The following is a 24,877-nucleotide window of genomic DNA, read 5'->3' as shown; positions in this document are numbered from 1 at the left end:
ACCAGTCATCTACTCTTGACCGGTTAGCACGGAAGGGAGCCCCCACATGTCCGAGCCCCGCATGTCCGACCCCCGCCCCCACACCGGCGAGCCGCTCGCGCTGGACCTGCTGAACACGCGCTGGATGCAGGACGGAGCCCCCCAGGACCTGCTGACGGACACCGACGGGCTCGCGCTCTGGCTCGCCGCGAACGGCCTCGACGGGACCTTCGCCGCCGACGCGACGACCCTGCGCCACCTCCTCCAGGCCCGGGACGGGGTGAAGGCGGCCGTCGACGGCTCACCGAAGGACGCGGCACCGCTCGTCGACGCCGTCCTCGCGCACGGCCGGATCCGGGCCACGCTCACCGCGGAGGGGCCCGGGGAGCTGCCCGAGTTCCCCTCCCCCGCCTGGGGTCCGGCCTGGCTCGCCGCCCGGAACTACCTGACGCTGCTCACCACCGCGCCGGACCGGATCCGGGCCTGCGCCCACGAGGCCTGCGTCCTGTACTTCTTCGACACCTCGCGCAACGGCACCCGCCGCTGGCACTCCATGGCGACCTGCGGCAACCGCGCCAAGGCCTCCCGGCACTACGCACGGAACAAGGAGGACTGACGCCCATCGGGCGACTTGCACCCTTTATCGGGTATCGCCCCGGAAAGGGATAGCGGGTTTTCCCCATCCCTGAATTTCGATTGGGTCAACTCTCCCCAAACATCCTTGCCTTGGGTAAGGCTGAGCGATCGCTCCACGCTCGTTCCTTTACCTACAAGGGATGCTGATGACCCACACCCCCCAGCGCGAACCCATATCGGGTGCCAGACGCGCGGCCCGGATAGCCGTGGCCGCGGGGCTCGTGGCCGCGCTCTCCGCCGCCGGACCGATCCCCCTGGCCTTCGCCGAGGACGCCCCGGCCGCGGCCGACCCCGCCGTCAAGTCCGCGCACGACAAACTCGGTTCGGACGACGCGGACCTGCTCGCCGACGCCAAGGCGGCCGGCGACAAGAACGTCACGATGATGATCGCGACCGCCCCCGGCCGGACCGAGCAGGTCGCCGCGGACCTGGACGCGGTCAAGGGCGGCTCCGTGGGCCGCGCCTACGACCAGCTCGGCTACGTCCGCGCCACCGTCCCGACGGCCAGGGCGGACGCCGCCATCGCCGCCGCGGCGAAGCTCTCCTCCGTGCACGGCATCGACCTGCGCGAGGAGATCCCGCTGGACGACCCGGCCGTCGACACCAAGGAATCGGCGTCGACCGCGGCCGCCTATCCGGCCCCCGGCAAGAACACCCCGGCCGAGAACCCGTACAACCCCTCCTTCGAGACCGGTGCCGTCGACTTCGTCGACGACCACCCGAAGGCGGACGGCCGCGGGATCACCATCGGTGTCCTGGACTCGGGCGTGGACCTCTCCCACCCGGCGCTCCAGAAGACCACCACCGGCGAGCGCAAGATCGTCGACTGGGTCACCGCGACCGACCCGATCGTGGACAGCGACGCCACCTGGCGCGCGATGACCACCAGCGTCTCCGGGCCCAGCTTCACCTACTCCGGCCGCACCTGGACGGCACCCGCCGGGTCGTACCAGGTCAACGTGTTCCGCGAGTCGGTGACCGCGGGCGGCGACGCCAAGGGCGACGCCAACCGGGACGGGGACACCACCGACGTCTGGGGCGTGCTGTACGACGCCGCGGCCGGCACGGTCCGGGTCGACCTGAACAACAACGCCGACTTCGGTGACGACACCCCGATGAAGCCGTACAAGGACGGCTTCCAGATCGGCTGGTTCGGCACCGACAACCCCGGCACCGACGTCGCCGAGCGCCAGCCGTTCGTCGTGGAGATCCGCAAGGACGTCCCGATGGACCCCTACGGCGGTGACTGGGTCGGGCAGAAGCGTGACTTCGTCAACATCGGTGTCATCGAGTCCGAGCACGGCACCCACGTCGCCGGCATCACCGCCGCCAACGGCCTGTTCGGCGGCGAGATGAACGGCGCCGCGCCCGGCGCGAAGGTCGTCTCCTCGCGCGCCTGCACCTGGACCGGCGGCTGCACCAACGTGGCGCTGACCGAGGGCATGATCGACCTCGTGGTCAACCGCGGTGTCGACATCGTCAACATGTCCATCGGCGGTCTGCCGGCGCTCAACGACGGCAACAACGCGCGCGCCGAGCTCTACACCCGTCTGATCGACACCTACGGCGTCCAGCTGGTGATCTCCGCGGGCAACTCCGGCCCCGGCACCAACACGATCGGCGACCCGGCCCTGGCCGACAAGGTCATCTCGGTCGGCGCGTCCGTCTCCAAGGAGACCTGGGCGTCCAACTACGGCTCGCTGGTGCAGAAGTCGTACGCGATGATGCCGTTCTCCTCCCGCGGCCCGCGCGAGGACGGCGGCTTCGCCCCGACGCTCGTGGCGCCGGGTGCCTCCGTCAACACCATCCAGACCTGGCTGCCGGGCCTCCCGGTCGCCGAGGCGGGCTACTCGCTGCCGGCCGGCTACGGCATGCTCCAGGGCACCTCGATGGCCTCCCCGCAGGCCGCGGGCGCCTCGGCGCTGCTGCTGAGCGCCGCCAAGCAGAAGGGCATCGCGCTCACCCCGGCCAAGCTGCGCACCGCGCTCACCTCGACCGCCGACCACATCAGCGGGGTCCAGGCGTACGAGGAAGGCGCGGGCCTGATCAACGTCGAGGACGCCTGGGACGCCATCAAGGACGGCGCCACCGCGCACACCTACGCGGTGAAGGCGCCGGTCGACACCGCGATCGACCAGTTCCTGAAGACCCCGGGCTTCGGCACCGGTCTGTACGACCGTGAGGGCGGTCTGAAGGCCGGCCAGAAGAAGACGTACGAGATCACCCTGACCCGTACGTCCGGCGCCGACCGCGCGATCCGGCACGAGCTGCACTTCGAGAACAACGCCGGGGACACCTTCCGGATCGTCGGCTCCGACGAGGTGAACCTGCCGCTGAACCAGCCGGTCACCGTCAAGGTGCAGGCCGCGCCGAGGTCCGCCGGGCTGAAGAGCGCGATCCTCGAGGTCGACGACCCGCGTACCGAAGGCATCGACAAGCAGGTCATGTCCACGGTCGTGGTCTCCGCGCCGCTGCAGTACACCTACTCGGCGTCCGGCTCGGTGCAGCGCAACAGCCACAAGTCGTACTACGTGACCGTGCCCGAGGGCGCCAAGTCGCTGGAGGTCGCGATCGGCGGGCTGAAGGCCACCAGCCAGACCCGCTTCATCGCCATCCACCCCTACGGCGTTCCGTCGGACACCACGTCCACGCCGAACTGCTACAACAACTACCTCGACGGCAACGGCTGCCGGCCGGACGTGCGTTCCTACGCCGACCCGCAGCCCGGCGTCTGGGAGATCGAGGTCGAGTCGCGCCGTACGTCGCCGCTGCTCGACAACCCCTACAAGCTGGACGTCACCGTGCTCGGCGCGGTCTTCGACCCGGAGACCGTGACCGTGCCGGAGGCCAAGGTGGGCACCCCGGTCGAGGCGTCCTGGAAGGTGACGAACAAGTTCGCCGCCCTCGACGGCAAGCTGTCCGGCGGTCCGCTCGGCTCCTCCAAGACGGCCCGGCCGACCATCGCCGACCACGAGACGCACACCACCACGGTCGAGGTGCCCGAGGGCGCCGCGTCCCTGGACGTCGCCATCGGCAATGTCTCCGACACGGCCGCCGACCTGGACCTGACGGTCTACGACAAGGACGGCAAGCAGGTCGCCCAGGCCGCGGACGGTGACTCGGAGGAGGCGGTCTCGCTCCCGAAGCCGGCCGCCGGCACGTACACCATCGAGGTCGTGGGCTACGCGGTGCCGTCCGGCTCCACCGCCTACGACTACCTGGACGTGTTCTTCTCCAGCGCGCTCGGCTCGGTCAGCGTCGACGGGTCGGCGCCGGTGAAGCTGGGCACGGGCGACTCCGCCACGGTCTCCGCGAGCGTCACCGTCGCGGCCGCCGCGCCTCAGGGCCGTGAGTTCTTCGGCCAGGTCGAACTGCTCAACGCGCGCGGCACGGTCGCGGGCACCGGCAGCGTGAAGATCGAGAAGGTCATGCCGTAGCTCTACGGCTGTACGAGGGGCGGGCGTCCGTACGGGCGCCCGCCCTTTCTCATCCGCAGTCCAGGTCGCGGGCCTCGGGCAGCGAGCCGTTGATCCGGTCCCGTTCGCGGGCGACCTCCGTCCCGCCGATGACCCACATGTCCGGCGGGGCGCCCTTCTCCGGGACGCCGAACAGGACGTGGTCGCCCGCGCGCAGGCCGGGAGCGGTGTTCTCCTCGATCACCCAACTGAGGTCGTCGCCCTTCTCCGGCCCGGGCTTCTCGGGCTTCTCCGGCTGGTAGACCCGGGTCAGCTCCACGCTCACCCGGATCAGCCGCGGGTCGGTGGCGGGCACCGGTTCGGCGGAGCCGACCTCGCCCTCGGCGACCAGGTAGGCGCAGGCGAGATAGCGAGGGCTGCCGAACAGCACGCCCTCGGCGGTGTCCGGCTGCGCCTCCTTCGCGGAACCGGCGCTCGAGTCGGCGCTGTTCGCACCCGGGTCGGCCTGCACCACCAGCCAGCCGAGCCCCGTCAGCACGGTCGCCGCGGCGGCCACCGCGAGGGAGCCGACGGCGAACCGAAAGGCACGGCGCCGCACCGGCCGTACGGGCACGGGCGCCGGTGCGGGCTTGGGCGGTTCCCCTCCCAGGGTCCGGCCGATGAGGTCCAGTTGCTCGCGCAGCGCGGTGATGTCGGCGGTGGCCGCGCGGTGTTCGGCGCGGTAGGCGGCGTCCGCGTCCTCGGGCAGGGGTTCGCCGGTGAGCGCGGCCATCAGCGCGTCCACGCCGTCGTGTTCGGCGGTCACGTCACACCACCTCGTCCTCGTGCAGGCGGGCGCGCAGAGCCCGTACCGCCGTGTGCAGCCTGCTCTTCACCGTGCCCTCGGGGACGGCGAGTTGCTCGGCGATGTCCCGTACCGGCAGGTCGGCGTAGAAACGCAGGACGACCACCTGGCGCTGGGCGTCGGGCAGTTCGTCCAGGCCCTGGGCCACGGCGAGGGAGAGCAGGCTGGTGTCCTCGCCGGAGGGGTGCTCGCCCTGGCGCAGGGCCGCGAGCCGCTCGCCGAGCCGTTCCTGGCGCTTCTTGGCCCGGTGCCAGTCCATGGCCAGGTTGGAGGCGACCACCGCCGCCCACGCCGAGACGTCCCGCGGCGCCTCCCGGCCGCTCGCGGCGCGCTCCAGCAGCCGCAGGCGGACCTGCTGCACCCCGTCCGGCAGGTCCGCCTGCGGCACCCCGCCGAGCGCGAGCACCGCCCGCACCCTGCGCTCCTGAGCCGCGTCCAGGGGATCGTCCGGTACGTCGCGCACCGGGTCCCCCTGGCCGCGGCGGGTCTTTCCGCGCAGCACAGCCACCCCTCCCCTCGCCGCGTTTCCCCTATGACGCCGGTCCGGGCGGAAACGTTCGGCCCGCACTGCGGAATCTTTTCTTCAGATCATCTTCACTGTCACCATGTGCCTCATGACGCACATCACCAAAGGGGCCAACACCCCTGTTCCCGCAGGTCTGCTGAGGGTCGCCGTCTGCCGGCGCAAGGTTGTGGGGACGCCCGCGGTGGAGGTCTCGGCGCTGCTGCTGGACGCGGCGGGCAAGGTACGCGGCGACGCCGACCTCGTCTTCCACAGCCAGCCCGCGCATCCCTCGGGGGCGGTCCGGCACGTGGGCACCGGTGACAGCGGGGAACAGCTCGCGGAGTGGCTGGAGCTGGACCTGCCCCGGGTGGAACCGGCGGTGCAGCGGGTGCTGGTCGCCGGGTCCTGCGACGACGGCACCTTCGGGGCGGTGCCGGGGCTGGCGGCGCAGACCGTGGCGCCGGACGGCACGATCGTCGCGCACTACGAGGTGACGGACGCGTCGAGCGAGACGGCCTTCGTGCTCGCGGAGTTCTACCGGCGCGACGGCGCGTGGAAGTTCCGGGCGGTCGGGCAGGGCTACGACTCGGGGCTCGCGGGGCTGGCCACGGACTTCGGGATCGTGGTGGCGGAGGAACCGGTGCCGGTGGCTCCGGTGGAACCGACGGCTTCGGTGGGACCGGTGGTGCTCACGGGGGTGGCGAAGACCTCGGCGCCACCGCCCACCGCGGTCGTCCCGCCGCCCACCGTCGTCGTGCCCCCGCCCGCCGCCGTGCCGATGCCTGCCCCGGCCGGCACCGCTGCTCCCTGGAGCGAGGGATTCTTCGACTTCGAGCCGCACGTCCGCAGCGGCAAGGGCAGCTCCAAGATCACCATGGACATACCGTTCCCCCCGGACTCGGGACCGGTGATCATGGAGGCCCGGGTCGAGGACTACCAGTGGATCCAGGTCCAGCTGCCCGGACGCGACGACAGGATCTTCTGCCACGACCTGCCCGAGCACCACGGCCGGGTCCTGTTCGTGCCGCCCCGCAAGGGCGGACCGCTGCGGCTGAACGTGAGCTGTTCCGGGAACTGGAAGCTCACCGTCCTGCCCCTGTCGGCGGCCCGTCCGTTCGACGCCGAAACGGTCCGCGGCAGCGGCCCCGAGGTGCTTTTCTACTCGGGCGCCGAGGCCGATCTGAAGGTGCGGGCAACGGACCGCCACAACGGCTGGTTCCAGCTGAACTGCCACAGGGGCGACACCCCGGAGGAGCTCAAGCACCCGGAGCGGCTGGTCCACGCCTGGAACGGCAAGCGGGTCAAGGAGACCGTCCGGATCACCGAAGGCCCCATCCTGCTCTCGATCGACAAGAGCCGGCACCAGTGGGAGCTCACCACCTCCCCGGTGCCCGTCCCCAAAAGCGGCAAGGACGGCCGGACGGATGCCTACGAGGGCCGCGGCGAGAAGACGATCACGCTCGTCAACCCGCGGCCCGGGCGCCCGTCACTGCTCCAGTACGAGTTCACGGACGCCGGACGCAGTTACGACGTCGAGCTGAAGCTCGTCGACGAGTACGGCGACGAGGACGAGTGGCTGAACACCTACACGCACGGCACCCGCGGCACGGTCGTGATGTTCAGCCAGGGCCAGGCCGAGCGGACGGTACGGGTCAAGCACTCCGGCAAGTGGTCGCTGCGCCTGCTGCCCGAGGACGAGGCGCCGCTGCTCACCGGCCCGGCCGAGGGCAAGGGCAGCACGGTCCTGCGGTACCCGGGGCCGCCCACGCTGATGACCGTGCGCAAGACCTCGCTGGCCAAGGACGAGAGACTGTGCGTGTACGCCGTGAACCACCCGTTCGGCAGACCGGTGATCGTCGCCGACACCCACGGCCGCCGGCGCCCCTCGCTCGGTCCCGTCTTCGTCGACCCGGGCGGCTCCTGCTTCGTGTCCGTCTACGCCACCGACGGCACGAAATGGCGTCTGGAGCCGGAGGCGCCGGGCGCGGCGACCGGGCTCGGCCCGCGGAACCAGGGCGAGGGATACGGAGTCGTACGTCACACCGGACCCGAGGCCGAGATGGTGGTCGCCGGGTCGAGCGGGATCACGCACGTCTACGAACTGGACGAAAACCTGTTCCCCAAGCGGAAAATCACGGGTTCTTCCGGGCCGTACCGGATCCAGAGCGCAATCCTGCACGTCCGGGCGCTGGGCGCGTGGGTGATCGAACTGCGGCCCTGACGCGAGTGGCGTCCCATCCCTCGGGCAAACGATTGGACACAACGGCCTGGAGGGGACGCATCATGGAAACGTCCAGGCCACGCAAATGCGCCACAGCGAAGGAGTCACCGTGAGGGTCGGAATCGTCGGAGCCACCGGACAGGTCGGCACGGTCATGCGCAGGATCCTCACGGAGCGGAACTTCCCCGTCACGGAGCTGCGCCTGTTCGCCTCGGCCCGCTCCGCGGGGACGGTCCTGGACGGTGTCACGGTGGAGGACGCTTCGACGGCCGACTACACGGGCCTGGACATCGTGCTGTTCTCGGCGGGCGGCGCGACCTCCAAGGCGCTGGCCGAGAAGGTCGCCGCGCAGGGCGCGGTCGTGATCGACAACTCCTCCGCCTGGCGCAAGGACCCCCAGGTCCCGCTGGTCGTCTCCGAGGTGAACCCGCACGCCGTCGCCGACCGGCCCAAGGGCATCATCGCCAACCCGAACTGCACGACGATGGCCGCGATGCCCGTGCTCAGGCCGCTGCACCACGAGGCGGGCCTGGAGGCGCTGGTCGTCGCCACCTACCAGGCGGTGTCCGGGTCCGGGGTCGCGGGCGTGGCGGAGCTGCACGGCCAGGCGCAGAAGGTGGTCGCCGAGGCCGACCGGCTGACCCATGACGGCGAGGCGGTCGACTTCCCCGCCCCGCAGGTCTACAAGCGCCCCATCGCCTTCAACGTACTGCCGCTGGCCGGCTCGATCGTCGAGGACGGCCTGAACGAGACCGACGAGGAGCAGAAGCTCCGCAACGAATCCCGCAAGATCCTGGAGATCCCCGACCTGAAGGTCTCCGGCACCTGTGTCCGGGTCCCGGTCTTCTCCGGCCACTCCCTCCAGGTCAACGCCCGCTTCGCCCGCCCGATCAGCGCGGCGCGCGCGACCGAGCTGCTGGCCGGCGCCCCCGGTGTGGTCCTCTCCGACATCCCGACCCCGCTCCAGGCGGCCGGCAAGGACGCCTCCTTCGTCGGCCGCATCCGCGAGGACGAGACGGTGGAGCACGGCCTGGCCCTGTTCATCTCCAACGACAACCTCCGCAAGGGCGCCGCGCTGAACGCGGTACAGATCGCGGAACTGGTGGCGGCAGAGCTGAAGGGCCAGTCCCTCTAGTCCCTGGTGACCTCGTAGAGGAAGCAGCCGTACTCGACGGCCCGGACGTGGACGAGTGCCACGGCCGGGTCGTCGAACGCGTCGCGGAAGGCGTCGTCGTCCGGGGCGGCGACCAGCGCTCCGCCGAGGATGCGGCCGTCGGCCGAGTAGCGGCGGACGGTGCGGTGGGCGTGGGCGAAGGGGTAGCCGTCGCCCTCGTCCGGTCCCGCGCACTCCTCGGCGTGGAGGAAGACCGGGCCCTGTTCGTCGTAGGGGCCGGGGTCCGCGCCCGTCTCGGCCGCCCAGCGGCGCAGCGGCGCGTAGCTGACCAGCGCGATCCGCTCGCCGGACGCGCTGCGGCGCAGACAGCAGCGCAGCGGCGCCCCGCCCTCCTCGTCGGTCAGCGGCACGGCCGGGCGTCCCGCGTCGTCAAGGGAGCGCAGCTCCTTGAGCGCCGGGGCGGGGACGGGTCGTACGCGGTAGCTCGTCATGCCTCCACGCTGCCGCCCCGCGACCCCGTTCACCGGCGGTAAACGGACATCGCCTTCCACACAGATCCCATGGAAGGATGACCGAACCCATACATCACGAGGAGATGACCGCGTGCCTGGCACAAACCTGACTCGCGAAGAGGCGCAGCAGCGGGCGAAGCTGCTCACCGTTGACTCGTACGAGATCGATCTCGACCTCTCCGGCGCGCAGGAGGGCGGTACCTACCGGTCCGTGACCACGGTGCGCTTCGATGTCGCCGAGGGAGGGGCGGAGTCCTTCATCGACCTCGTCGCTCCCGCCGTGCACGAGGTCACCCTCAACGGCGACGCGCTCGACCCGGCCGAGGTCTTCCAGGACTCCCGGATCGCGCTGCGCGGGCTGCTGGAGGGCCGCAACGTCCTGCGGGTCGTCGCGGAGTGCGCCTACACCAACACCGGTGAGGGCCTGCACCGGTTCGTCGACCCCGTCGACGACCAGGCGTACCTCTACACCCAGTTCGAGGTGCCGGACGCCCGCCGGGTCTTCGCCTCCTTCGAGCAGCCGGATCTGAAGGCCACCTTCCGGTTCACCGTGAAGGCGCCGGCCGGCTGGACCGTCGTCTCCAACTCGCCCACGCCCGAGCCCAAGGACGACGTCTGGGCCTTCGAGCCGACCCCGCGGATCTCCACCTACATCACCGCGCTGATCGTGGGCCCGTACCACTCGGTGCACAGCGCCTACGAGAAGGACGGCCAGTCGGTCCCGCTCGGCATCTACTGCCGCCCCTCGCTCGCCGAGTACCTGGACTCGGACGCGATCTTCGAGGTCACCCGGCAGGGCTTCGACTGGTTCCAGGAGAAGTTCGACTACGACTACCCGTTCCAGAAGTACGACCAGCTGTTCGTGCCGGAGTTCAACGCGGGTGCGATGGAGAACGCGGGCGCGGTGACCATCCGCGACCAGTACGTCTTCCGCTCCAAGGTGACGGACGCGGCGTACGAGATCCGCGCCGAGACGATCCTGCACGAGCTGGCCCACATGTGGTTCGGCGACCTGGTCACCATGGAGTGGTGGAACGACCTGTGGCTGAACGAGTCGTTCGCCACCTACACCTCCATCGCCTGCCAGGCGTACGCCCCCGGCTCGCGCTGGCCGCACTCGTGGACCACGTTCGCCAACTCCATGAAGACCTGGGCCTACCGCCAGGACCAGCTGCCCTCCACGCACCCGATCATGGCCGAGATCCGCGACCTGGACGACGTCCTGGTCAACTTCGACGGCATCACCTACGCCAAGGGCGCCTCCGTCCTGAAGCAGCTGGTCGCGTACGTCGGCATGGACGAGTTCTTCCGGGGCGTGCAGGCGTACTTCAAGGCGCACGCGTTCGGCAACACGCGGCTGAGTGATCTGCTGGGCGCGCTGGAGGAGACCTCCGGCCGTGATCTGAAGTCCTGGTCGAAGGCGTGGCTGGAGACCGCCGGCATCAACGTCCTGCGCCCGCAGATCGAGACGGACGCCGAGGGCCTGATCACCTCCTTCGCGATCCGCCAGGAGGCCCCCGCCCTGCCGGCCGGGGCGAAGGGCGAGCCGACGCTGCGCCCGCACCGGATCGCGGTCGGCCTGTACGAGCGCGACGAGGCCGGCGGCAAGCTGGTGCGCCGGGAGCGGGTCGAGCTGGACGTGGACGGCGAGCTGACGGCCGTACCGCAGCTGGTGGGCAAGCGCCGTCCGGCGGTCGTGCTGCTCAACGATGACGACCTGTCCTACGCCAAGGTCCGCCTGGACGAGGAGTCGCTGGCCTTCGTCACCGAGCACCTCGGCGACTTCGAGTCCTCGCTGCCGCGCGCGCTGTGCTGGGCGTCGGCGTGGGACATGACGCGGGACGCCGAACTCGCCGCCCGGGACTACCTCTCGCTGGTCCTGTCCGGCATCGGCAAGGAGTCGGACATCGGTGTCGTGCAGTCGCTGCACCGGCAGGTGAAGCTGGCGATCGACCTGTACGCCGACCCGGCCGCCCGGGAGTCCCTGCTGGCCCGCTGGACCGAGGCGACGCTCGCGCATCTGCGGGCGGCCGAGGCGGGCAGCGACCACCAGCTCGCGTGGGCGCGCGCCTTCGCGGCCGCGGCCCGTACGCCGGAGCAGCTCGATCTGCTGGAGGCGCTGCTGGCCGGCTCGCGGTCCATCGAGGGCCTGGCCGTGGACACGGAACTGCGCTGGGCGTTCGTGCACCGCCTGGCCGCGGTGGGCCGCTTCGGCGAGGCGGAGATCGCGGGCGAGTACGAGCGGGACCGGACGGCGGCCGGTGAGCGGCACGCGGCCACCGCCCGTGCGGCCCGCCCGACCGCGGAGGCGAAGGCGGCGGCCTGGGCCTCGGTCATCGAGTCGGACAAGCTCCCGAACGCGCTGCAGGAGGCGGTGATCGGCGGCTTCGTCCAGACGGACCAGCGGGAGCTGCTGGCGCCGTACACGGACCGGTACTTCGAGGTCCTGAAGGGCATCTGGGGCAGCCGCTCGCACGAGATCGCCCAGCAGATCGCGACCGGCCTGTACCCGACGCTCCAGGTCTCCGAGGAGACCCTGGCGAAGACGGACGCCTGGCTGGCCTCCGCCGAGCCGGGCGCGGCCCTGCGCCGGCTGGTCTCGGAGTCCCGGGCGGGCGTGGAGCGCGCCCTGCGGGCCCAGGCGGCGGACGCGGCGGCGACGGCCGAGTAGCCGACGGTACGGATACCAGGAGGGGCGCCCGGTGCTACACCGGGCGCCCCTTCGCGCTCAACTCCCGAGGCCCGCGGCAACCTCCCGCAGGGCGTCCAGCACCCGCCCCACCGCCGGTGCGTCCTCCGCGCCCCTGCGCACCGCGGCCACCACATGCCGGACCGGCCGCTCGGTGGCCAGCTCGCGCATCGCGACGCCGTCCCGGGGCACCGCGGCCATCCGGGGCACCAGCGCCACCCCCATCCCCGCCTCCACCATCGCGAGGATCGCGGTCCAGCCGGTCGCCGCGTGCCCCCGGTGCGGAGTGAACCCGGCTGCCTCGCACGCCCCCCGGGTGATGTCCGACCAGGGCCCGCTCCCGCCGAAGATCCACGGCTCCGCGGCGAGTTCGGCCAGCCGCAGGCTCTCCGCGGCGGCCAGCGGATGGTCCAAGGGCAGTGCCACGTCCAACGGGTCCGCCAGCAGGGTCACCCGGGTGAACCGGGCGTCCACCGCGCTCGGCGCCTGCGCCGCCAGCGACAGGGCCAGGTCGACCTCTCCGCCGCCCAGCAGCTCGTACGCCTCCCCCGCCTCGGCCTCCCGGACCTGCACCCGCACTCCGGGATGCCCCGCCCGCAGCGCCCGCACGGCCGGAACGACCAGCGCGGGTACGGCGGTGGAGAAGGCCCCCACCCGGACCTCACCGGCCTCGCCGTGCAGGTACGCCGCCAACTCCGCGTCCGCCCGCTCCAGTTGCTCGAACACCGCCTCGGCGTGCCGCAGTACCAGCCGGGCCGCGTCGGTCAAGCGCACCCCGCGCCCCCGCGCCTCCAGCAGGGGCACCCCCAACTGCTTCGCCAGGTTGGTCAGCTGCTGCGACACGGCCGACGGAGTCATCCGCAGCGCCTCCGCGGTCGCCGTCACCGTCCCGCGCTCCCGCAACGTCCGCAGAATCAGCAGCTTCCGGATGTCCCACTCGGCCATGGCCGCAACCTACGTCACCGCCGCGCCCCGGCCCCCAGCACCACCCCGCCCAGGATCAGCCCGGCGCACAGCACCTGCGCCCAGCCGACGGTCTCCCCCAGCAGCGCCCAGGACAGCAGCGCCACACACACCGGCTGCAGGTAGTACACGATTCCGGCGCGGGCCGCCCCGATCAGCGCGATCGCCCGGTTCCAGGCGAAGAAGGCGACGGCGGAGGAGGCGACACCGACGTAGACCAGCGGCAGGACCGTGTCGGCGGTGGGTGTGAAGCCGCCCTGCACCGCGAGGCTCACCCCCTGCGCCGGCAGCAGCAGGGCCGCGCCCACCAGGAACGTGGTGAACAGGAAGGCCGCGCCGCCCAGTTCGGCGGGCTTGCGCCGCAACAGGGCGCTGTAGCCCGCGAAGCAGCAGGCCGCGCCGATCATCCACAGGTCCCCGGCCGCGAAGTGCCCGCCGCCTCCGACGAGCAGCAGCACCCCGGCCCACGCGACCAGCAGCCCGGCGACCCGCCGCCCGCCCAGCCGCACCCCGCCCAGCCGTTCGAGGACCGCCATCAGCACCGGTGACGCCGCCATGATCATCCCCATGGTGGCGGCCGGTGTGGTCAACCCGGCCTGGTTGACGAGGGTGTTGTAGACGCTGACGCCGAGCAGCGCGGCGAGCACCACGAATCCGAGGTGCCGGCGGATCAGCGCCCGCTGCCGCCAGGCCCGCCGGGCGCCGAAGGGGGCGACCGCCGCGAGCGCCACGAGCCACCGCCAGAACGCCTGCTGCACCGGCGGCACGCTGTCGTGCAGCGCCCGCGAGGTGACGAAGCTGCCGGACCAGACGAGCGTGGCGAGGGCGGCCAGCGCGAGGCCGAGGACGGGGGCTGCCGTCCTCGGCCCCGGCGCGCGGGAGGTCGTACGGGTGATCCGGTCGGCTGTGACAGCCACAGAGGTCCTTTCGCTTCGGTGATCGCGGGGATCTACCGTCGCAGTGCCGGACCTGTCACGTCCATCGAATCTTTTCGAGCGTTCCTTTCACCAAAACTGAACGTTTGCACGGTACCGCCGCTGCTCCCTCCCGGCAGCAGCTGCCCGGCGACGGTCGCGCCCAGCGCCAGCGCCATGCCCGCCAGTTGCACCGGTGTCAGCGACTGCCCCAGCGCCGCCCAGCCGACGACCGCCGCCGTGAGCGGGGAGAGCGGGACCAGGAAGGTGACCTGGGTCGCGGTGAGGCGGCCGATGCCACGGAACCAGAGCCAGTACGCGACCGCCGTACCGGCCAGGGCGAGGTAGAGGTAGCCGCCGGCCGCGCGGGCGTCCAGGGCGGGCGGCGCGCCCTCGACCAGGAACGCGACCGGGGCGATCAGGACTCCTCCGACGGTCAGCTGCCAGCCGGCCAGGGCGGTCGGGCCCGCGCCCTCGGGGCGGCCCCACTTCTTCGCCAGCACGGTCCCGGTGGACATCGACGCGGTGGAGGCGAGGGCGGCGAGCACACCGAGGGCGTCCAGCGCACCGACCGCCTTCAGGACGACCAGTCCGACGCCGAACGCCGCGACCGCCCCCGTCACCAGCGCGCGTGCCGTCGGCCGCTGACTCAGCAGCAGCGTCGACAGGCCCACCACGAACAGCGGCCCGACCGAACCGACCACCGCCGCGAGGCCCCCGGGCAGGCGGTACGCCGCCAGGAACAGCAGCGGGAAGAAGGCGCCGATGTTGAGCGCGCCGAGCACCGCCGCCCGCCCCCACCAGGCGCCGCGCGGCAGCACCCGGGCCAGCGCCAGGAGCAGCAGACCGGCGGGCAGGGCCCGCATCAGGCCGGTGAACAGGGGGCGGTCCGGCGGAAGGAACTCGGTGGTGACGTAGTACGTGGTGCCCCAGGAGACCGGTGCCAGGGCGGTGACGGCGGTGATCGCGAGGCGGCTGGTGGCCATGGGACGCACCCTTCGGAGGATTAGGTCGGTAGAAAGTAGCTTACTCCTAAGCTACTTTCCGTCAAGCCACTTTCTTGCGGCCGACCCTGCGGGGCCGGGATACTCCCCGCATGAACGCACGCCCGGAGCAGCGCAAGGACGCCGTCGACGCGATCATCGACCAGTGGGCGGCCGTGCGGCCCGACCTCGACACCGCCGCGATGGAGGTCTTCGGGCGCATCTCGCGCCTCGCCCGCACGATGGGCGACCGCATGGAGAAGGCGTACGCCCGCTTCGGGATCTCCCGGGGCGAGTTCGACGTCCTGGCGACCCTGCGGCGCTCCGGCGAGCCGTACACCCTCTCGCCGCGCCAGCTCTCGGCGACGCTGATGCTGACCACCGGGGGCATGACCGGCCGGCTGGACAAGCTGGAACGGGCGGGACTGCTCCGGCGCTCCCCCGACCCGCACGACCGCCGGGGTCTCCAGGTGACGCTGACCGAGGAAGGGCTGAGCATGGTCGACCGGGCGGTCGGCGCGGGGCTCGCCCTGCAGACGGAGGCGCTCTCCACCCTGAACGCCGAACAGGCCGGCCAACTGGCCGACCTGTTGAGGGAGTTGCTGGAGGGGACGCGGGAGTCCGACCGCTAGGTCCGGTCCCTGGGTCCGGTCCCTGGGTCCGGTCTCCGGGTCCGGCCCTCAGCGCGCGAGGGCGATGCGCTCCCCCACGTGTTCCACCACCGCCGCCTCGATGTCCGCCGGGTCCGCGGCGTCCGCCGCCCAGGCCACGTATCCGTCGGGCCGCACCAGCACCGTCGTACGGCTCTCGCTGCCGCGGCCCGTGCGGCGCTCCACCGTGAGCCAGTCCTCCAGGCCCGTCTTGTCCTCGCACTTCTGCGGGGTGATCAGGACGAACCGGCCGCCGCGCAGGGCCTCGTAGAGCCGGCCGCTCTCCAGGGCGAGGTCCGGGACGCGGGCCCCGGTGAGGCGGTGGGCGCCGTCGGGGGCGTCGTACTTGACGCCGATGCCGGTGATCTGGAGGGCCAGCTTGCGGCGGGCCGGGGTGAGGGCGTTGAGGGTGGAGGCGACCACCGCGCGCAGGCCCAGCGTCCAGGCGTGCTTGGCCATCGCGAGGCGGACGATCGCGCCGCTGCTGCGCATGGCCTCGGTGCCGACGGGGTGGCGCTCGGCCTGGTAGGTGTCGAGCAGCGCCTCGTCCGCGCGGCCCTGGAGCACGGCCGCGAGCTTCCAGCTGAGGTTGGCCGCGTCCTGCATGCCGATGTTCATGCCCTGGCCGCCGGCCGGGGTGTGCACATGCGCGGCGTCGCCGGCGAGGAAGGCCCGGTCCACCCGGTAGGCGGGCGCCTGGCGTTCGTCGCTGTGGAAGCGGGACAGCCACCGGGCGTCGTGCATCCCGAAGTCACGGCCCGCGGCGAGCCGGACGGTCTCCCGGACCTCCTCCAGGTGCAGCGGCTCGCTCTCGGGGGTGTCCCGGCGGCGGTTCCAGGCGACGACCCGGTAGTACCCGTCACCGAAGGACGCGAAGAACACGAAGGCGTCCCCGTTGGAGTGCACGGAGAGCAGGTCCTTCGGCTCCTCGGCGAGCCGGACGTCGGCGAGCAGGACGGAGCGGATCACGGAGCGGCCCGGGAAGGGCAGGCCGATCGCGCTGCGCACGGTGCTGCGCATTCCGTCGGTGCCGACGACGTACGCCGCCCGCAGCTCCTCGCTCGTCCCGTCGGGGCCGCACGCCTCGACGGTGACCCCCTCCTCGTCCTGGCGGACCCCGGTCACCTCGGTCTCGAACCGGAACCGGACCCCGGCCTCGAACGCGCGCCGCTCCAGGATCCGCTCCATCTCGTACTGCGGGAGGAGAAGGATGTGGTTGAAGCGGGACGGGAGGGTGTCGAACTCGACGGTGAGCCGGGTGAAGAGGTTCATCCGGTCCAGGCGGCGGCCCAGGGACTCCACCTCGTCGGAGAGGTCGCGAGCGTCGAGGAGTTCGAGGGTGCGGGCGTGCACGACGATCGCGCGCGAGAGGTTGCTGATCTTGTGCGGGCGCTTCTCGACGAGGGTCACGGGGACACCGGCCGCGGCGAGGTCGCCGGCCATCAGGAGACCGGTGGGGCCGCAGCCGACGACGATCACGGAGTGGGGGGTGTCGTTCATGGTGGCCTCCTGTTGCCAACGCCTACCAGACTGCCAACGCTTGTTTGCCAACGCTCGTTGACGACGATACGACCGTCTTCGTCGAGAGTCAACACTTGTTGGCCCACGCGTGTTGGCCTACGCTTGTTGGCATGACCGGAAATGAACGCAGTACCGTGACCGATTCCGGGAACGGCACTCGCCGCCGCTCGGAAACCACCCGTATAGCGATCCTCGCCGCGGCACGCGAACGATTCGCAGCTGACGGCTATGAGCGAGCCACGATCCGCGCCATCGCCAAGGACGCGAACATCGATCCGTCGATGGTGATGCGCTACTACGGCAACAAGGAGGGGCTGTTCGCGGCGGCCGTTTCGGTCGACCTGAAACTGCCGGATCTGAGCAGGCTGCCGCGCTCGGAGGTCGGCGAGGCGATGGTGCTCCACTTCCTGCACCTGTGGGAGGAGAACGAAGTGCTCACGGCCCTGCTCCGGGTCGGCGTCACCAACCAGGCCGGGGCCGAGCGGATGCAGCACATCTTCGGCGAGCAGCTGCTGCCGCTGGCCCGGCAGGTGTGCCCGGACCCCGAACAGTCCCCGACCCGGGCCGCGCTCGCCGCGACACAGCTGCTCGGTCTCGCGCTCACCCGTTATGTGCTGCGGCTGCCACCGGCCGTGGCGCTGCGTCCCGAGGAGGTGGTGGCATGGCTGGCACCGACGGTACAGCGATACCTGACGGCCCCGAACCCATGAACGAGCGAGAGAAGGCGGAGACGCCTGCGGCGGACGTGGGCGGGGAGGAATTGGAGCCGGAAATGGAGCCCGAGCCGGAACCGGCAGCAGACTCTGAAGACGACCCGGGGACGCGGAAGGCGCCGCCCTCGGCGTACGGCGGGTTGCGCGTACACGCCGTGCGGGCGGCGCCCTTCAGGAGATCGGGGGAGGTCAGGCCTTCGCCGGGGCCTTCACCTTCGGCTTGGTCCTGACGCGGTGGGCCTCCGCCGAGCGGTCCAGGACCATGACGAGACCCGTGATCACCGCGAACAGGACGATCGGGGCCACGACGAACAGACCCAGCGTCTCCATGACGCTGAGGCCAGAGCCGGGGTCGTCGCCGTCGTCGCGGGTCAGCGCGAGCGCGGGGGACGACATGAGCAGCATCATCAGCGTCGTACCGGCAGCCAGGGCGCCGGCGCGCAGGGCGTTCTTCTTGTCCACGGTGCCAAAAGTACCGAACCGCGGATGGGGCCGCTCGCCCGGGGGGGGCATAAGAGGCCCCCCCGGCGCTGAGTCCCCCTGCCCTCGACCTCACCCCGACCTCATCACCTCCACCAGCGCGTGCAGCCTGGGTGACGCCGCCAGTTCCTCCAGGGTCACCGGCCTGCCCTCCGCGTCCGCGATCGGCAGGCGCCAGTTCGGGTACTGGTCCCACGTGCCGGGCAGGTTCTGGGGCCGGCGGTCGCCGACGGCGTCGGGGAGCCAGAGGCCGACCATGCGGGCCGGGGTGCGCAGCAGGAAGCGGTGGACGGCCTGGATCTCCGCCTCTTCCTGCGACGTACCGTGCCCCCCGCCCGTGCCGCGCAGCAGGCCGAGCCGGGCCAGCAGGCCCAGCCACTCGCCGGTGTCCGCCGCCGCCTCCGCGCGTTCCTCCTCCAGCGAGCGGGTCAGCAGGCCCAGCCGGTAGCGGAGTTCGACGTGGTCGCCGGTCAGGCGGGCGGCCGTGGAGGGCAGATCGTGGGTGGTGGCCGTGGCCAGGCAGTCGGAGCGCCACTGTTCGGGCGGCAGCGGACGGCCGTCGCCCGCCCAGTCCCGCTCGAACCAGAGCACCGACGTGCCGAGCACCCCGCGCGCCCGCAGCGCCTCGCGCACCCCGGGCTCCACCGTGCCCAGGTCCTCCCCGATCACCAGTGCCCCGGCGCGGGATGCCTCCAGCACCAGGACGGCGAGCATGGCCTCGGCGTCGTAGCGGACATAGGTGCCGTCCGTGGGCGGGTGCCCCTGCGGGACCCACCAGAGCCGGAACAGGCCCATGACGTGGTCGATGCGCAGGGCACCGGCGTACCGGAAGAGGGCCCGCAGCAGACGGCGGTACGGCGTGTAGCCGGACTCGGCGAGACGGTCGGGGCGCCAGGGCGGCAGGCCCCAGTCCTGGCCGCGGGCGTTGAAGGCGTCCGGGGGCGCGCCGACCGACATCCCGGCGGCGAAGTACTCCTGCTGCGCCCAGGAGTCGGCGCCGTCGGGATGCACGCCGACCGCGAGGTCGTGCACGATGCCGACCGGCATCCCGGCCTCCCGGGCGGTGCGCTGGGCGGCGGTGAGCTGGGCGTCGGTCAGCCAGGCGAGCAGCGAGTGGAAGTCGACGCGGTCCGCCAGCTCGCCGCGGGCACGGGCGGTTTCGGCGGACCGGGGATCGCGCAGTCCGGCCGGCCAGCGCCGCCAGTCCGAGCCGTGCACCTCGGCGAGCGCGCACCAGGTGGCGTGGTCCTCCAGCGCCTGCCCCTCCTCGGCGAGGAAGTCGGCGTAGGCGGCGCGCCGGCCGGGCCCGAGCGGCACCTCGCGGACCAGCTCCAGCGCCTCCCGCTTGAGCTCCCACACCGCGTCCCGGTCGATCAGGGCGCCCTTCTCCAGCACCGACTCGCGCAGCCGGTCCGCCCGTTCCAGCAGCGCCCGCACCCGCTCGCGGTCCTCGACCCGGCCGTACTCCGGGATGTCCTCGACGCGCAGGTGCACCGGGTCGGGGAAGCGGCGTGAGGAGGGGCGGTAGGGGGAGGGGTCGGTGGGCGCGCCGGGCACGGCCGCGTGCAGCGGGTTGACCTGGACGAAGCCGCTGCCGAGCGTGCGCCCGGCCCAGCCGGCGAGTTCGGCGAGGTCACCGAGGTCGCCCATGCCCCAGGAGCGCCGGGAGAGCAGGGAGTAGAGCTGGACGAGGAGTCCGTGGGTGCGTCCGGCACCGGCGGACAGCCGGGCGGGGGCGACGACCAGGTGGGCGGTGGCGGTGCGGCCGTCGGGGGCCGTGGCGGTCAGCCGGTGGACGCCGGGCGGGAGCCGGTCGGTGGCGGCGCGGGTCTCGCCCTGCTCGGTCTGCACGCGCAGCCGGGTGCCGGGCGGGAGTGCGGTGAGGGCGGCGGGCGGGTCGGCGTCGGCCCACCGCACGACCGTCGGGGGCAGCAGCCGTTCCCGCAGGGCGCGTTCGCGTGCGGTGAGGGCGTGCCGTACGGCCGTGGGGGTGCTCACGTCGATGTCGAGCGCGGTCAGCGCGAGCGTGAGGGCGGTGGCCGAGGCCCGGACCGTGCGGTCCGGGGAGGGCTGGTAGGAGGTGGCGACGCCGAGCAGTCCGGCGAGCCGGGAGAGGTCCTCCGAAGGGACGTCCTCCGCAGGGACTAACTCCGAAGGAACTCCCTCGGAGGGGGCGTCCTCGGCGGGGGTTTCGGCCGACCGCTGCTCTGCCATTCAGGGCCTCGTGGTGTCCGTGCCGACGGGGAACGCCTCACTCGTCAGCGGCGCAAAGTCGGCGAGGGGCGGCTCACTGGTCAGCGGCGGCGCCTCGTACAGCGGCGGCTCACTGGTCAGCGGCTCGGTGTCGGGCAGGGGAGGTTCGCTGGTCAGCGGGCGTTCGGCGCAGGCGCTCTCCGCGCTGAAGACGCACACGTGCGGTTCGGGCCCGGTGAGCGCCTCGGGTTTGGACAGGGCGGTGAGCAGAAGGTGTGCCGATGCGGCCACGGGGGCCTCCTTGTCGAGTACGGCGACCTACGGCCCGGCCGGCGGATCACGCCGGGCAGGCCCTTGCGGGTTACCGCAGCCCTACCCAGCGGGCGCGACGGCAGACGTGTCCGGGGAAACAACGTGCCGGTCGTCACATTCTGCCCACCGCGCCTCCCCAAGGCTGGCGGAAGTCCGCCGCCCGGGCCACTCCCCGTCGAGTCGCACGCCAGCACGGCTGGACACCGGTTCGACCGCCCGTGAACCGGATGAGCCCGGCTGGTCGGTAGACGGGGTGTGAGCCTGTTCCGCCCCATGGGGGCCACCGGGAGAAGGACGAGGCGGGCGCGGACGCGGCCCTGCTGCGGGCCGTCGCGGCCGGGGAGTCGGCGGCGATGGCCGCGCTGTACGACCGGCACGCGGGCTGGCTGCACGCCCGGCTGACCCGGCGCTGCCCCGACCCGGAGGTCGTCCGCGAAGTGCTCCAGGACACCGACGTCTGCGACCCGAAGGCGGTACCGGCCCTGTGACCACGACCGGCCTCTCCCTGTACGCCCGCTCCCGCGCCCTGCCCCATGCCCTCGCCTCCCTCGCCGCCACGACGCTGCTCGCGCCCGCCTGAGCTGGCTGCCGGCGTTCGCCTACGTGAGCGCGATGTACCTGGGAATCTCCGGCATCCCTGGCGGCACACTCCCGACCTGGGCATGGCTGCTGGAGCCGGGAGCAGACGGGGGCGCATGGACGACGGCAGCACTCGTGTTCGTATGGGGCAGCTCCCTGTACATCACACTAGGGGCAAGGCCGACTCCTTAAGGGGCGCGGGGAGCTGCGCGACAAGCCCCACCGGCCCGCAGCCGAAACACCACGCGCCCCCATAAGACGCACAAGGGCCCGGATCCTCAGGCAGAAATGCCGTCGATCCGGGCCAAAGCATCATCCGCGCCGTACGGCTGCAAGTACGGCAACCAGCGCGGATCCCGATGCCCGGTGCCGATGATGCGCCAGGCCAGACCACTGGGCGGAGCCGGTTTGTGCCGCAGCCGCCAGCCGATCTCGAACAGATGACGGTCGGCCTTCACGTGGTTGCAGCGGCGGCAGGACGCCACCACGTTGTCCCAGACGTGCTTGCCCCCGCGGCTGCGCGGGATGACGTGGTCGACGCTGGTTGCGACGCCACCGCAGTACATGCACCGGCCCCCGTCGCGGGCGAACAGCGCCCTGCGGGTCAGAGGAACGGGCCCCCGATAGGGAACCCGCACGAACCGCTTGAGCCGGACCACGCTTGGTGCGGGGACCGTGACGGTCGCGCTGTGCATGAAGGCGCCGGACTCCTCAAGGCAGACGGCCTTGTTTTCGAGCACGAGGACGAGCGCGCGGCGGAGCGGTACGACGCCGAGTGGCTCGTACGACGCGTTGAGGACCAGGACATGCGGCACGGATGCCTCCTTGGGCGTCGGCGGCGCGTGGCTCGCGCCGGGACGATCTGTAGTCAGTTTCCCCTCAGCCCTGGTGAATGCGCCACCATGTCCAGGTAACGGGCTGAGAGTGTTTTCGACCACACCTTTCTTCATCCCCAGGTGAGCACGGTCTCTCCCCAGGGCATCACGACGATCCACACACGATGCACCGTTAGTGTGGTGGGTCTGCCCCCTCGGTGACCTTTTCGTGACCTTGATGATCCGACGCCCTGTGACCGCCGTACGGGAGGCAGAAGCCGCACCTGGAGGTACCCGCAGTGTCCTTGTCCGCCGTCCTACTGGCCGCCGGTCCCACCCCGTCCCCCTCTCCTTCGGGGTCCACGCCGGCGGTTCCGTCGCTCCAGGACGCCCAGGAGAGTGCGACCAACGCCGCCGGCTGGGTCGAGGAGAACTGGTCCACCTGGCTCGCGATCGGCCTTCGGGTCCTGTTGATCCTGGTGATCGCGGCGGTGCTGAGAGTGGCGGTGCGACGGGCGATCACCAAGCTCATAGACCGGATGAACCGCACGGTCTCGGCGGTGGACGGCACGGCCCTCAGCGGCCTGCTGGTCAACACGGAGCGCCGCCGCCAGCGCTCGCAGGCGATCGGCTCGGTGCTCCGCTCGGTGGCCAGCTTCCTGATCATGGGCACGGCCGCGCTGATGGTCCTGGGCACCTTCGAGATCAACCTCGCCCCGCTGCTGGCGTCCGCCGGTGTCGCGGGTGTGGCCATCGGTTTCGGCGCCCGCAACCTCGTCACGGACTTCCTCTCCGGCGTCTTCATGATCCTGGAGGACCAGTACGGCGTCGGCGACTCCATCGACGCGGGCGTCGCCTCCGGCGAGGTGATCGAGGTCGGCCTGCGCGTGACGAAGCTGCGCGGCGACAACGGCGAGATCTGGTACGTCCGCAACGGCGAGGTCAAGCGGATCGGCAACCTCTCCCAGGGCTGGTCGACGGCCGGTGTCGACGTCACCGTCCGCCCCTCCGAGGACCTGGAACGGGTGAAGGCCGTGCTCGCCGACGTGGGTGAGCGGATGAGCAAGGAGGAGCCCTGGAACGAGCTCCTGTGGGGACCGATCGAGACCCTCGGCCTGGACAGCGTCCTGCTGGACTCCATGGTCGTCCGGGTCACCGCGAAGACCATGCCGGGCAAGGCGCTGACCGTGGAGCGCGAGCTGCGCTGGCGGATCAAGCGGGCCTTCGACGCGGCGGACATCCAGATCGTCGGCGGCCCGCCGCTGCCCACCGGGGAGACGGCCCCCGCCGACCCGACCGCGGGCATGGCCGCCCCCTCGGCCTACGCCAACACCGCCTCACCGCAGGCCCAGGCGGCCACCCCGCTGCCCCCGCCGAACGTGACGAAGTAGGCCCCCTCTCGCGCCCCCGTCGGCAACGACTCCGTTGCCGACGGGGGCTCTTGACGACTGTCGCGCCCCGTTGCCGCGGGGGCTCTTGACGACTGTCGCGCCCCGTTGCCGCGGGGGCTCTTGACGGCTGTCGCGCCGACATCTACCTTCCCCTCAGCCGATAGGAAACCTTCCTAACAGTCGCTGGGTGAGAAGCCGGTCGCCCGAGAGGCAGGTGCAGATCCCATGGCAGGAACCGCCGGTACGCCGGGCACCCCGAGCCTCCTGCGCGCCATGAACGACCGCGCCGCCCTGGATCTGCTGCTCGCGCACGGCCCCCTGTCCCGCACCCGGATCGGCAAGCTCACCGGCCTGTCCAAGCCGACCGCCTCCCAGCTGCTGACCCGGCTGGAGACCGCGGGCCTGGTCGTCGCCACCGGCACCACCGAGGGCCGCCCCGGCCCGAGCGCCCAGCTCTACGGGGTCAACCCCGCCGCTGGATACGCCGCGGGACTCGACGTCACCCCCGAACGCGTCCTCGCCGCCGTCGCCGACATCACCGGCCGCACCATCGGCCGCCACGAAGTCCCCACCCCGGGACGCCGGGCAGCACGCCCCGTCGTCGAGCAGGTCACCGCCGCCCTCGACGGCGCCGTGAAGGCGGCCGGGCTGACCCGCGACGACATCCGCCGGCTCGTCATCGGCACCCCCGGCGCCTTCGACCCGGGCACCGGCCGGCTGCGCTACGCCGCCCACCTCGCCGGCTGGCACTCGCCCGCCCTCCTCGACACCCTCGCCGCCGCCCTGCCGATGCCGGTGGAGTACGAGAACGACGTCAATCTCGTCGCCCTCGCCGAACAGCGCCTCGGCGCGGCCCGCGGCCACGACGACTTCGTGCTGCTGTGGAACGAGGCCGGACTCGGCGCCGCCCTGGTGCTCGGCGGCCGGCTGCACCGCGGCTTCACCGGCGGCGCGGGCGAGGTCGGCTTCCTCCCGGTGCCGGGCGCCCCCCTGGTCCGTCAGGTGACCCGGGCCAACAGCGGCGGCTACCAGGAGCTGGCCGGCGCCCAGGTCATCCCCCGGCTCGCCCGGGAACTGGGGATCGACGACATCCCCGACGGCCCCTGCACCGAGGTCGCCGCCGAACTGCTGGCCCGGGCCGCGGACAGCGGCGCGGATCCGCAGCGCCGGCTCCTCGCCACCTACGCGACCGGGGTGGCCACCGGTCTCGCCTCGCTCGTCTCCGTGCTCGACCCCGAACTCGTCGTCCTCAGTGGCAGCGCCCTCACCTCCGGCGGTGAGCGGCTGCTGGCCCTCGTCCAGGCCGAACTGGCGGACCTCGCCGCCTCCCGGCCGCGCCTGGTGCTGGGTGACGTGACCGAACAGCCCGTCCTGCGCGGCGCGTTGGAGAGCGCGCTCGCCACGACCCGCGACGAGGTCTTCGACACCTCGCGCTGACCCGAGTGAA

20 protein-coding genes and 1 pseudogene are annotated in these 24,877 nt (G+C 72.1%); 10 read left to right on the top strand and 11 right to left on the bottom strand.

The genetic code is table 11. From position 1 onward, the window contains the following. Window positions 1-46: 46 nt before the first annotated feature. Both ACFYW5_RS07580 and ACFYW5_RS07575 read left to right on the top strand, forming a co-directional pair. Window positions 47-595 carry a CGNR zinc finger domain-containing protein gene (locus ACFYW5_RS07580; protein ID WP_389416014.1) on the top strand — a complete coding sequence of 183 codons (549 nt, stop codon included), beginning with the start codon at window positions 47-49 and terminating at the stop codon, window positions 593-595. 166 nt (window positions 596-761) lie between these two features. After that, the gene (locus ACFYW5_RS07575; RefSeq protein WP_389416013.1) at window positions 762-4,052 is read left to right on the top strand and encodes a S8 family serine peptidase; all 3,291 of its coding nucleotides are present in this window, start codon (window positions 762-764) and stop codon (window positions 4,050-4,052) included. Window positions 4,053-4,101: 49 nt separating this feature from the next. Here ACFYW5_RS07575 and ACFYW5_RS07570 read toward each other — a convergent pair whose 3' ends face one another. Then, window positions 4,102-4,836 (bottom strand): hypothetical protein, encoded by a 735-nt coding sequence (locus ACFYW5_RS07570; RefSeq protein ID WP_389416012.1) that lies wholly within the window; start codon window positions 4,834-4,836, stop codon window positions 4,102-4,104. 1 nt (window position 4,837) lies between these two features. Continuing rightward, entirely contained in the window at window positions 4,838-5,377 is a 540-nt protein-coding gene (locus ACFYW5_RS07565; protein WP_389416430.1) for an RNA polymerase sigma factor, read from the bottom strand. Between the two features lie 112 nt (window positions 5,378-5,489). Between ACFYW5_RS07565 and ACFYW5_RS07560 the strand changes: the two genes are divergently transcribed. Both ACFYW5_RS07560 and ACFYW5_RS07555 read left to right on the top strand, forming a co-directional pair. After that, window positions 5,490-7,601, top strand: coding sequence for a TerD family protein (locus ACFYW5_RS07560; protein ID WP_389416011.1), 2,112 nt, complete (start codon window positions 5,490-5,492; stop codon window positions 7,599-7,601). A gap of 109 nt (window positions 7,602-7,710) precedes the next feature. Continuing rightward, window positions 7,711-8,736: an aspartate-semialdehyde dehydrogenase gene (locus ACFYW5_RS07555; protein ID WP_389416010.1), complete on the top strand. Its 1,026-nt coding sequence runs from the start codon at window positions 7,711-7,713 to the stop codon at window positions 8,734-8,736. Here the strand turns inward: ACFYW5_RS07555 and ACFYW5_RS07550 are convergent. Further along, a complete protein-coding gene (locus ACFYW5_RS07550) occupies window positions 8,733-9,206 on the bottom strand; it encodes a DUF1203 domain-containing protein (protein WP_389416009.1) in 474 nt (157 codons plus the stop codon). The genes ACFYW5_RS07555 and ACFYW5_RS07550 overlap by 4 nt on opposite strands. Before the next feature lie 112 nt (window positions 9,207-9,318). Here ACFYW5_RS07550 and pepN point away from each other — a divergent pair, with 112 nt between their 5' ends. After that, a complete protein-coding gene (pepN, locus tag ACFYW5_RS07545) occupies window positions 9,319-11,898 on the top strand; it encodes an aminopeptidase N (protein ID WP_389416008.1) in 2,580 nt (859 codons plus the stop codon). A 57-nt stretch (window positions 11,899-11,955) separates the two neighbouring features. Here pepN and ACFYW5_RS07540 read toward each other — a convergent pair whose 3' ends face one another. Genes ACFYW5_RS07540 through ACFYW5_RS07530 form a run of 3 tightly spaced genes read right to left on the bottom strand, consistent with a single transcriptional unit; the run spans window position 11,956 to window position 14,779 of the window. Continuing rightward, window positions 11,956-12,861 carry a LysR family transcriptional regulator gene (locus ACFYW5_RS07540; protein ID WP_389416007.1) on the bottom strand — a complete coding sequence of 302 codons (906 nt, stop codon included), beginning with the start codon at window positions 12,859-12,861 and terminating at the stop codon, window positions 11,956-11,958. A gap of 14 nt (window positions 12,862-12,875) precedes the next feature. Continuing rightward, the gene (locus ACFYW5_RS07535) at window positions 12,876-13,796 is read right to left on the bottom strand and encodes a DMT family transporter (protein WP_389416006.1); all 921 of its coding nucleotides are present in this window, start codon (window positions 13,794-13,796) and stop codon (window positions 12,876-12,878) included. A gap of 32 nt (window positions 13,797-13,828) precedes the next feature. Then, window positions 13,829-14,779, bottom strand: coding sequence for an EamA family transporter (locus ACFYW5_RS07530; protein ID WP_389416005.1), 951 nt, complete (start codon window positions 14,777-14,779; stop codon window positions 13,829-13,831). A 110-nt stretch (window positions 14,780-14,889) separates the two neighbouring features. On the opposite strand from ACFYW5_RS07530, the gene ACFYW5_RS07525 reads away from it, so the two are divergent. Further along, a complete protein-coding gene (locus ACFYW5_RS07525) occupies window positions 14,890-15,408 on the top strand; it encodes a MarR family winged helix-turn-helix transcriptional regulator (RefSeq protein WP_389416004.1) in 519 nt (172 codons plus the stop codon). Between the two features lie 48 nt (window positions 15,409-15,456). Here the strand turns inward: ACFYW5_RS07525 and ACFYW5_RS07520 are convergent, their stop codons facing one another. Continuing rightward, the gene (locus ACFYW5_RS07520) at window positions 15,457-16,926 is read right to left on the bottom strand and encodes an FAD-dependent monooxygenase (RefSeq protein ID WP_389416003.1); all 1,470 of its coding nucleotides are present in this window, start codon (window positions 16,924-16,926) and stop codon (window positions 15,457-15,459) included. Window positions 16,927-17,057: 131 nt separating this feature from the next. Between ACFYW5_RS07520 and ACFYW5_RS07515 the strand changes: the two genes are divergently transcribed. Continuing rightward, window positions 17,058-17,657: a TetR family transcriptional regulator gene (locus tag ACFYW5_RS07515; RefSeq protein WP_389416002.1), complete on the top strand. Its 600-nt coding sequence runs from the start codon at window positions 17,058-17,060 to the stop codon at window positions 17,655-17,657. Between the two features lie 192 nt (window positions 17,658-17,849). Here the strand turns inward: ACFYW5_RS07515 and ACFYW5_RS07510 are convergent, their stop codons facing one another. From ACFYW5_RS07510 to ACFYW5_RS07500, 3 genes are all read right to left on the bottom strand, one after another. Beyond that, on the bottom strand, window positions 17,850-18,122 hold the full coding sequence (locus ACFYW5_RS07510) for a hypothetical protein (protein WP_389416001.1): 273 nt from the start codon (window positions 18,120-18,122) through the stop codon (window positions 17,850-17,852). Window positions 18,123-18,212: 90 nt separating this feature from the next. Beyond that, window positions 18,213-20,354, bottom strand: coding sequence for a 4-alpha-glucanotransferase (gene malQ, locus ACFYW5_RS07505; RefSeq protein WP_389416000.1), 2,142 nt, complete (start codon window positions 20,352-20,354; stop codon window positions 18,213-18,215). After that, a complete protein-coding gene (locus tag ACFYW5_RS07500; RefSeq protein WP_389415999.1) occupies window positions 20,355-20,624 on the bottom strand; it encodes a hypothetical protein in 270 nt (89 codons plus the stop codon). 338 nt (window positions 20,625-20,962) lie between these two features. Between ACFYW5_RS07500 and ACFYW5_RS07495 the strand changes: the two are divergent. Beyond that, window positions 20,963-21,103, top strand: a pseudogene (locus tag ACFYW5_RS07495) (RNA polymerase subunit sigma-24); the annotation flags it as partial. Between the two features lie 399 nt (window positions 21,104-21,502). On the opposite strand, the gene ACFYW5_RS07490 reads toward ACFYW5_RS07495, so the two are convergent. Beyond that, window positions 21,503-22,039, bottom strand: coding sequence for an HNH endonuclease (locus ACFYW5_RS07490; protein WP_015660341.1), 537 nt, complete (start codon window positions 22,037-22,039; stop codon window positions 21,503-21,505). A gap of 299 nt (window positions 22,040-22,338) precedes the next feature. On the opposite strand from ACFYW5_RS07490, the gene ACFYW5_RS07485 reads away from it, so the two are divergent. Together ACFYW5_RS07485 and ACFYW5_RS07480 are read left to right on the top strand one after the other, a co-directional pair. Next, window positions 22,339-23,430 (top strand): mechanosensitive ion channel family protein, encoded by a 1,092-nt coding sequence (locus ACFYW5_RS07485; protein WP_389415998.1) that lies wholly within the window; start codon window positions 22,339-22,341, stop codon window positions 23,428-23,430. Window positions 23,431-23,655: 225 nt separating this feature from the next. Beyond that, window positions 23,656-24,867, top strand: coding sequence for an ROK family protein (locus ACFYW5_RS07480; protein ID WP_389415997.1), 1,212 nt, complete (start codon window positions 23,656-23,658; stop codon window positions 24,865-24,867). Window positions 24,868-24,877 lie beyond the last annotated feature (10 nt).

The sequence above is a fragment of the Streptomyces sp. NPDC002779 genome (genome assembly GCF_042888685.1).
GTDB lineage: Bacteria > Actinomycetota > Actinomycetes > Streptomycetales > Streptomycetaceae > Streptomyces.
This window is presented reverse-complemented; position numbering and strand designations above follow the sequence as displayed.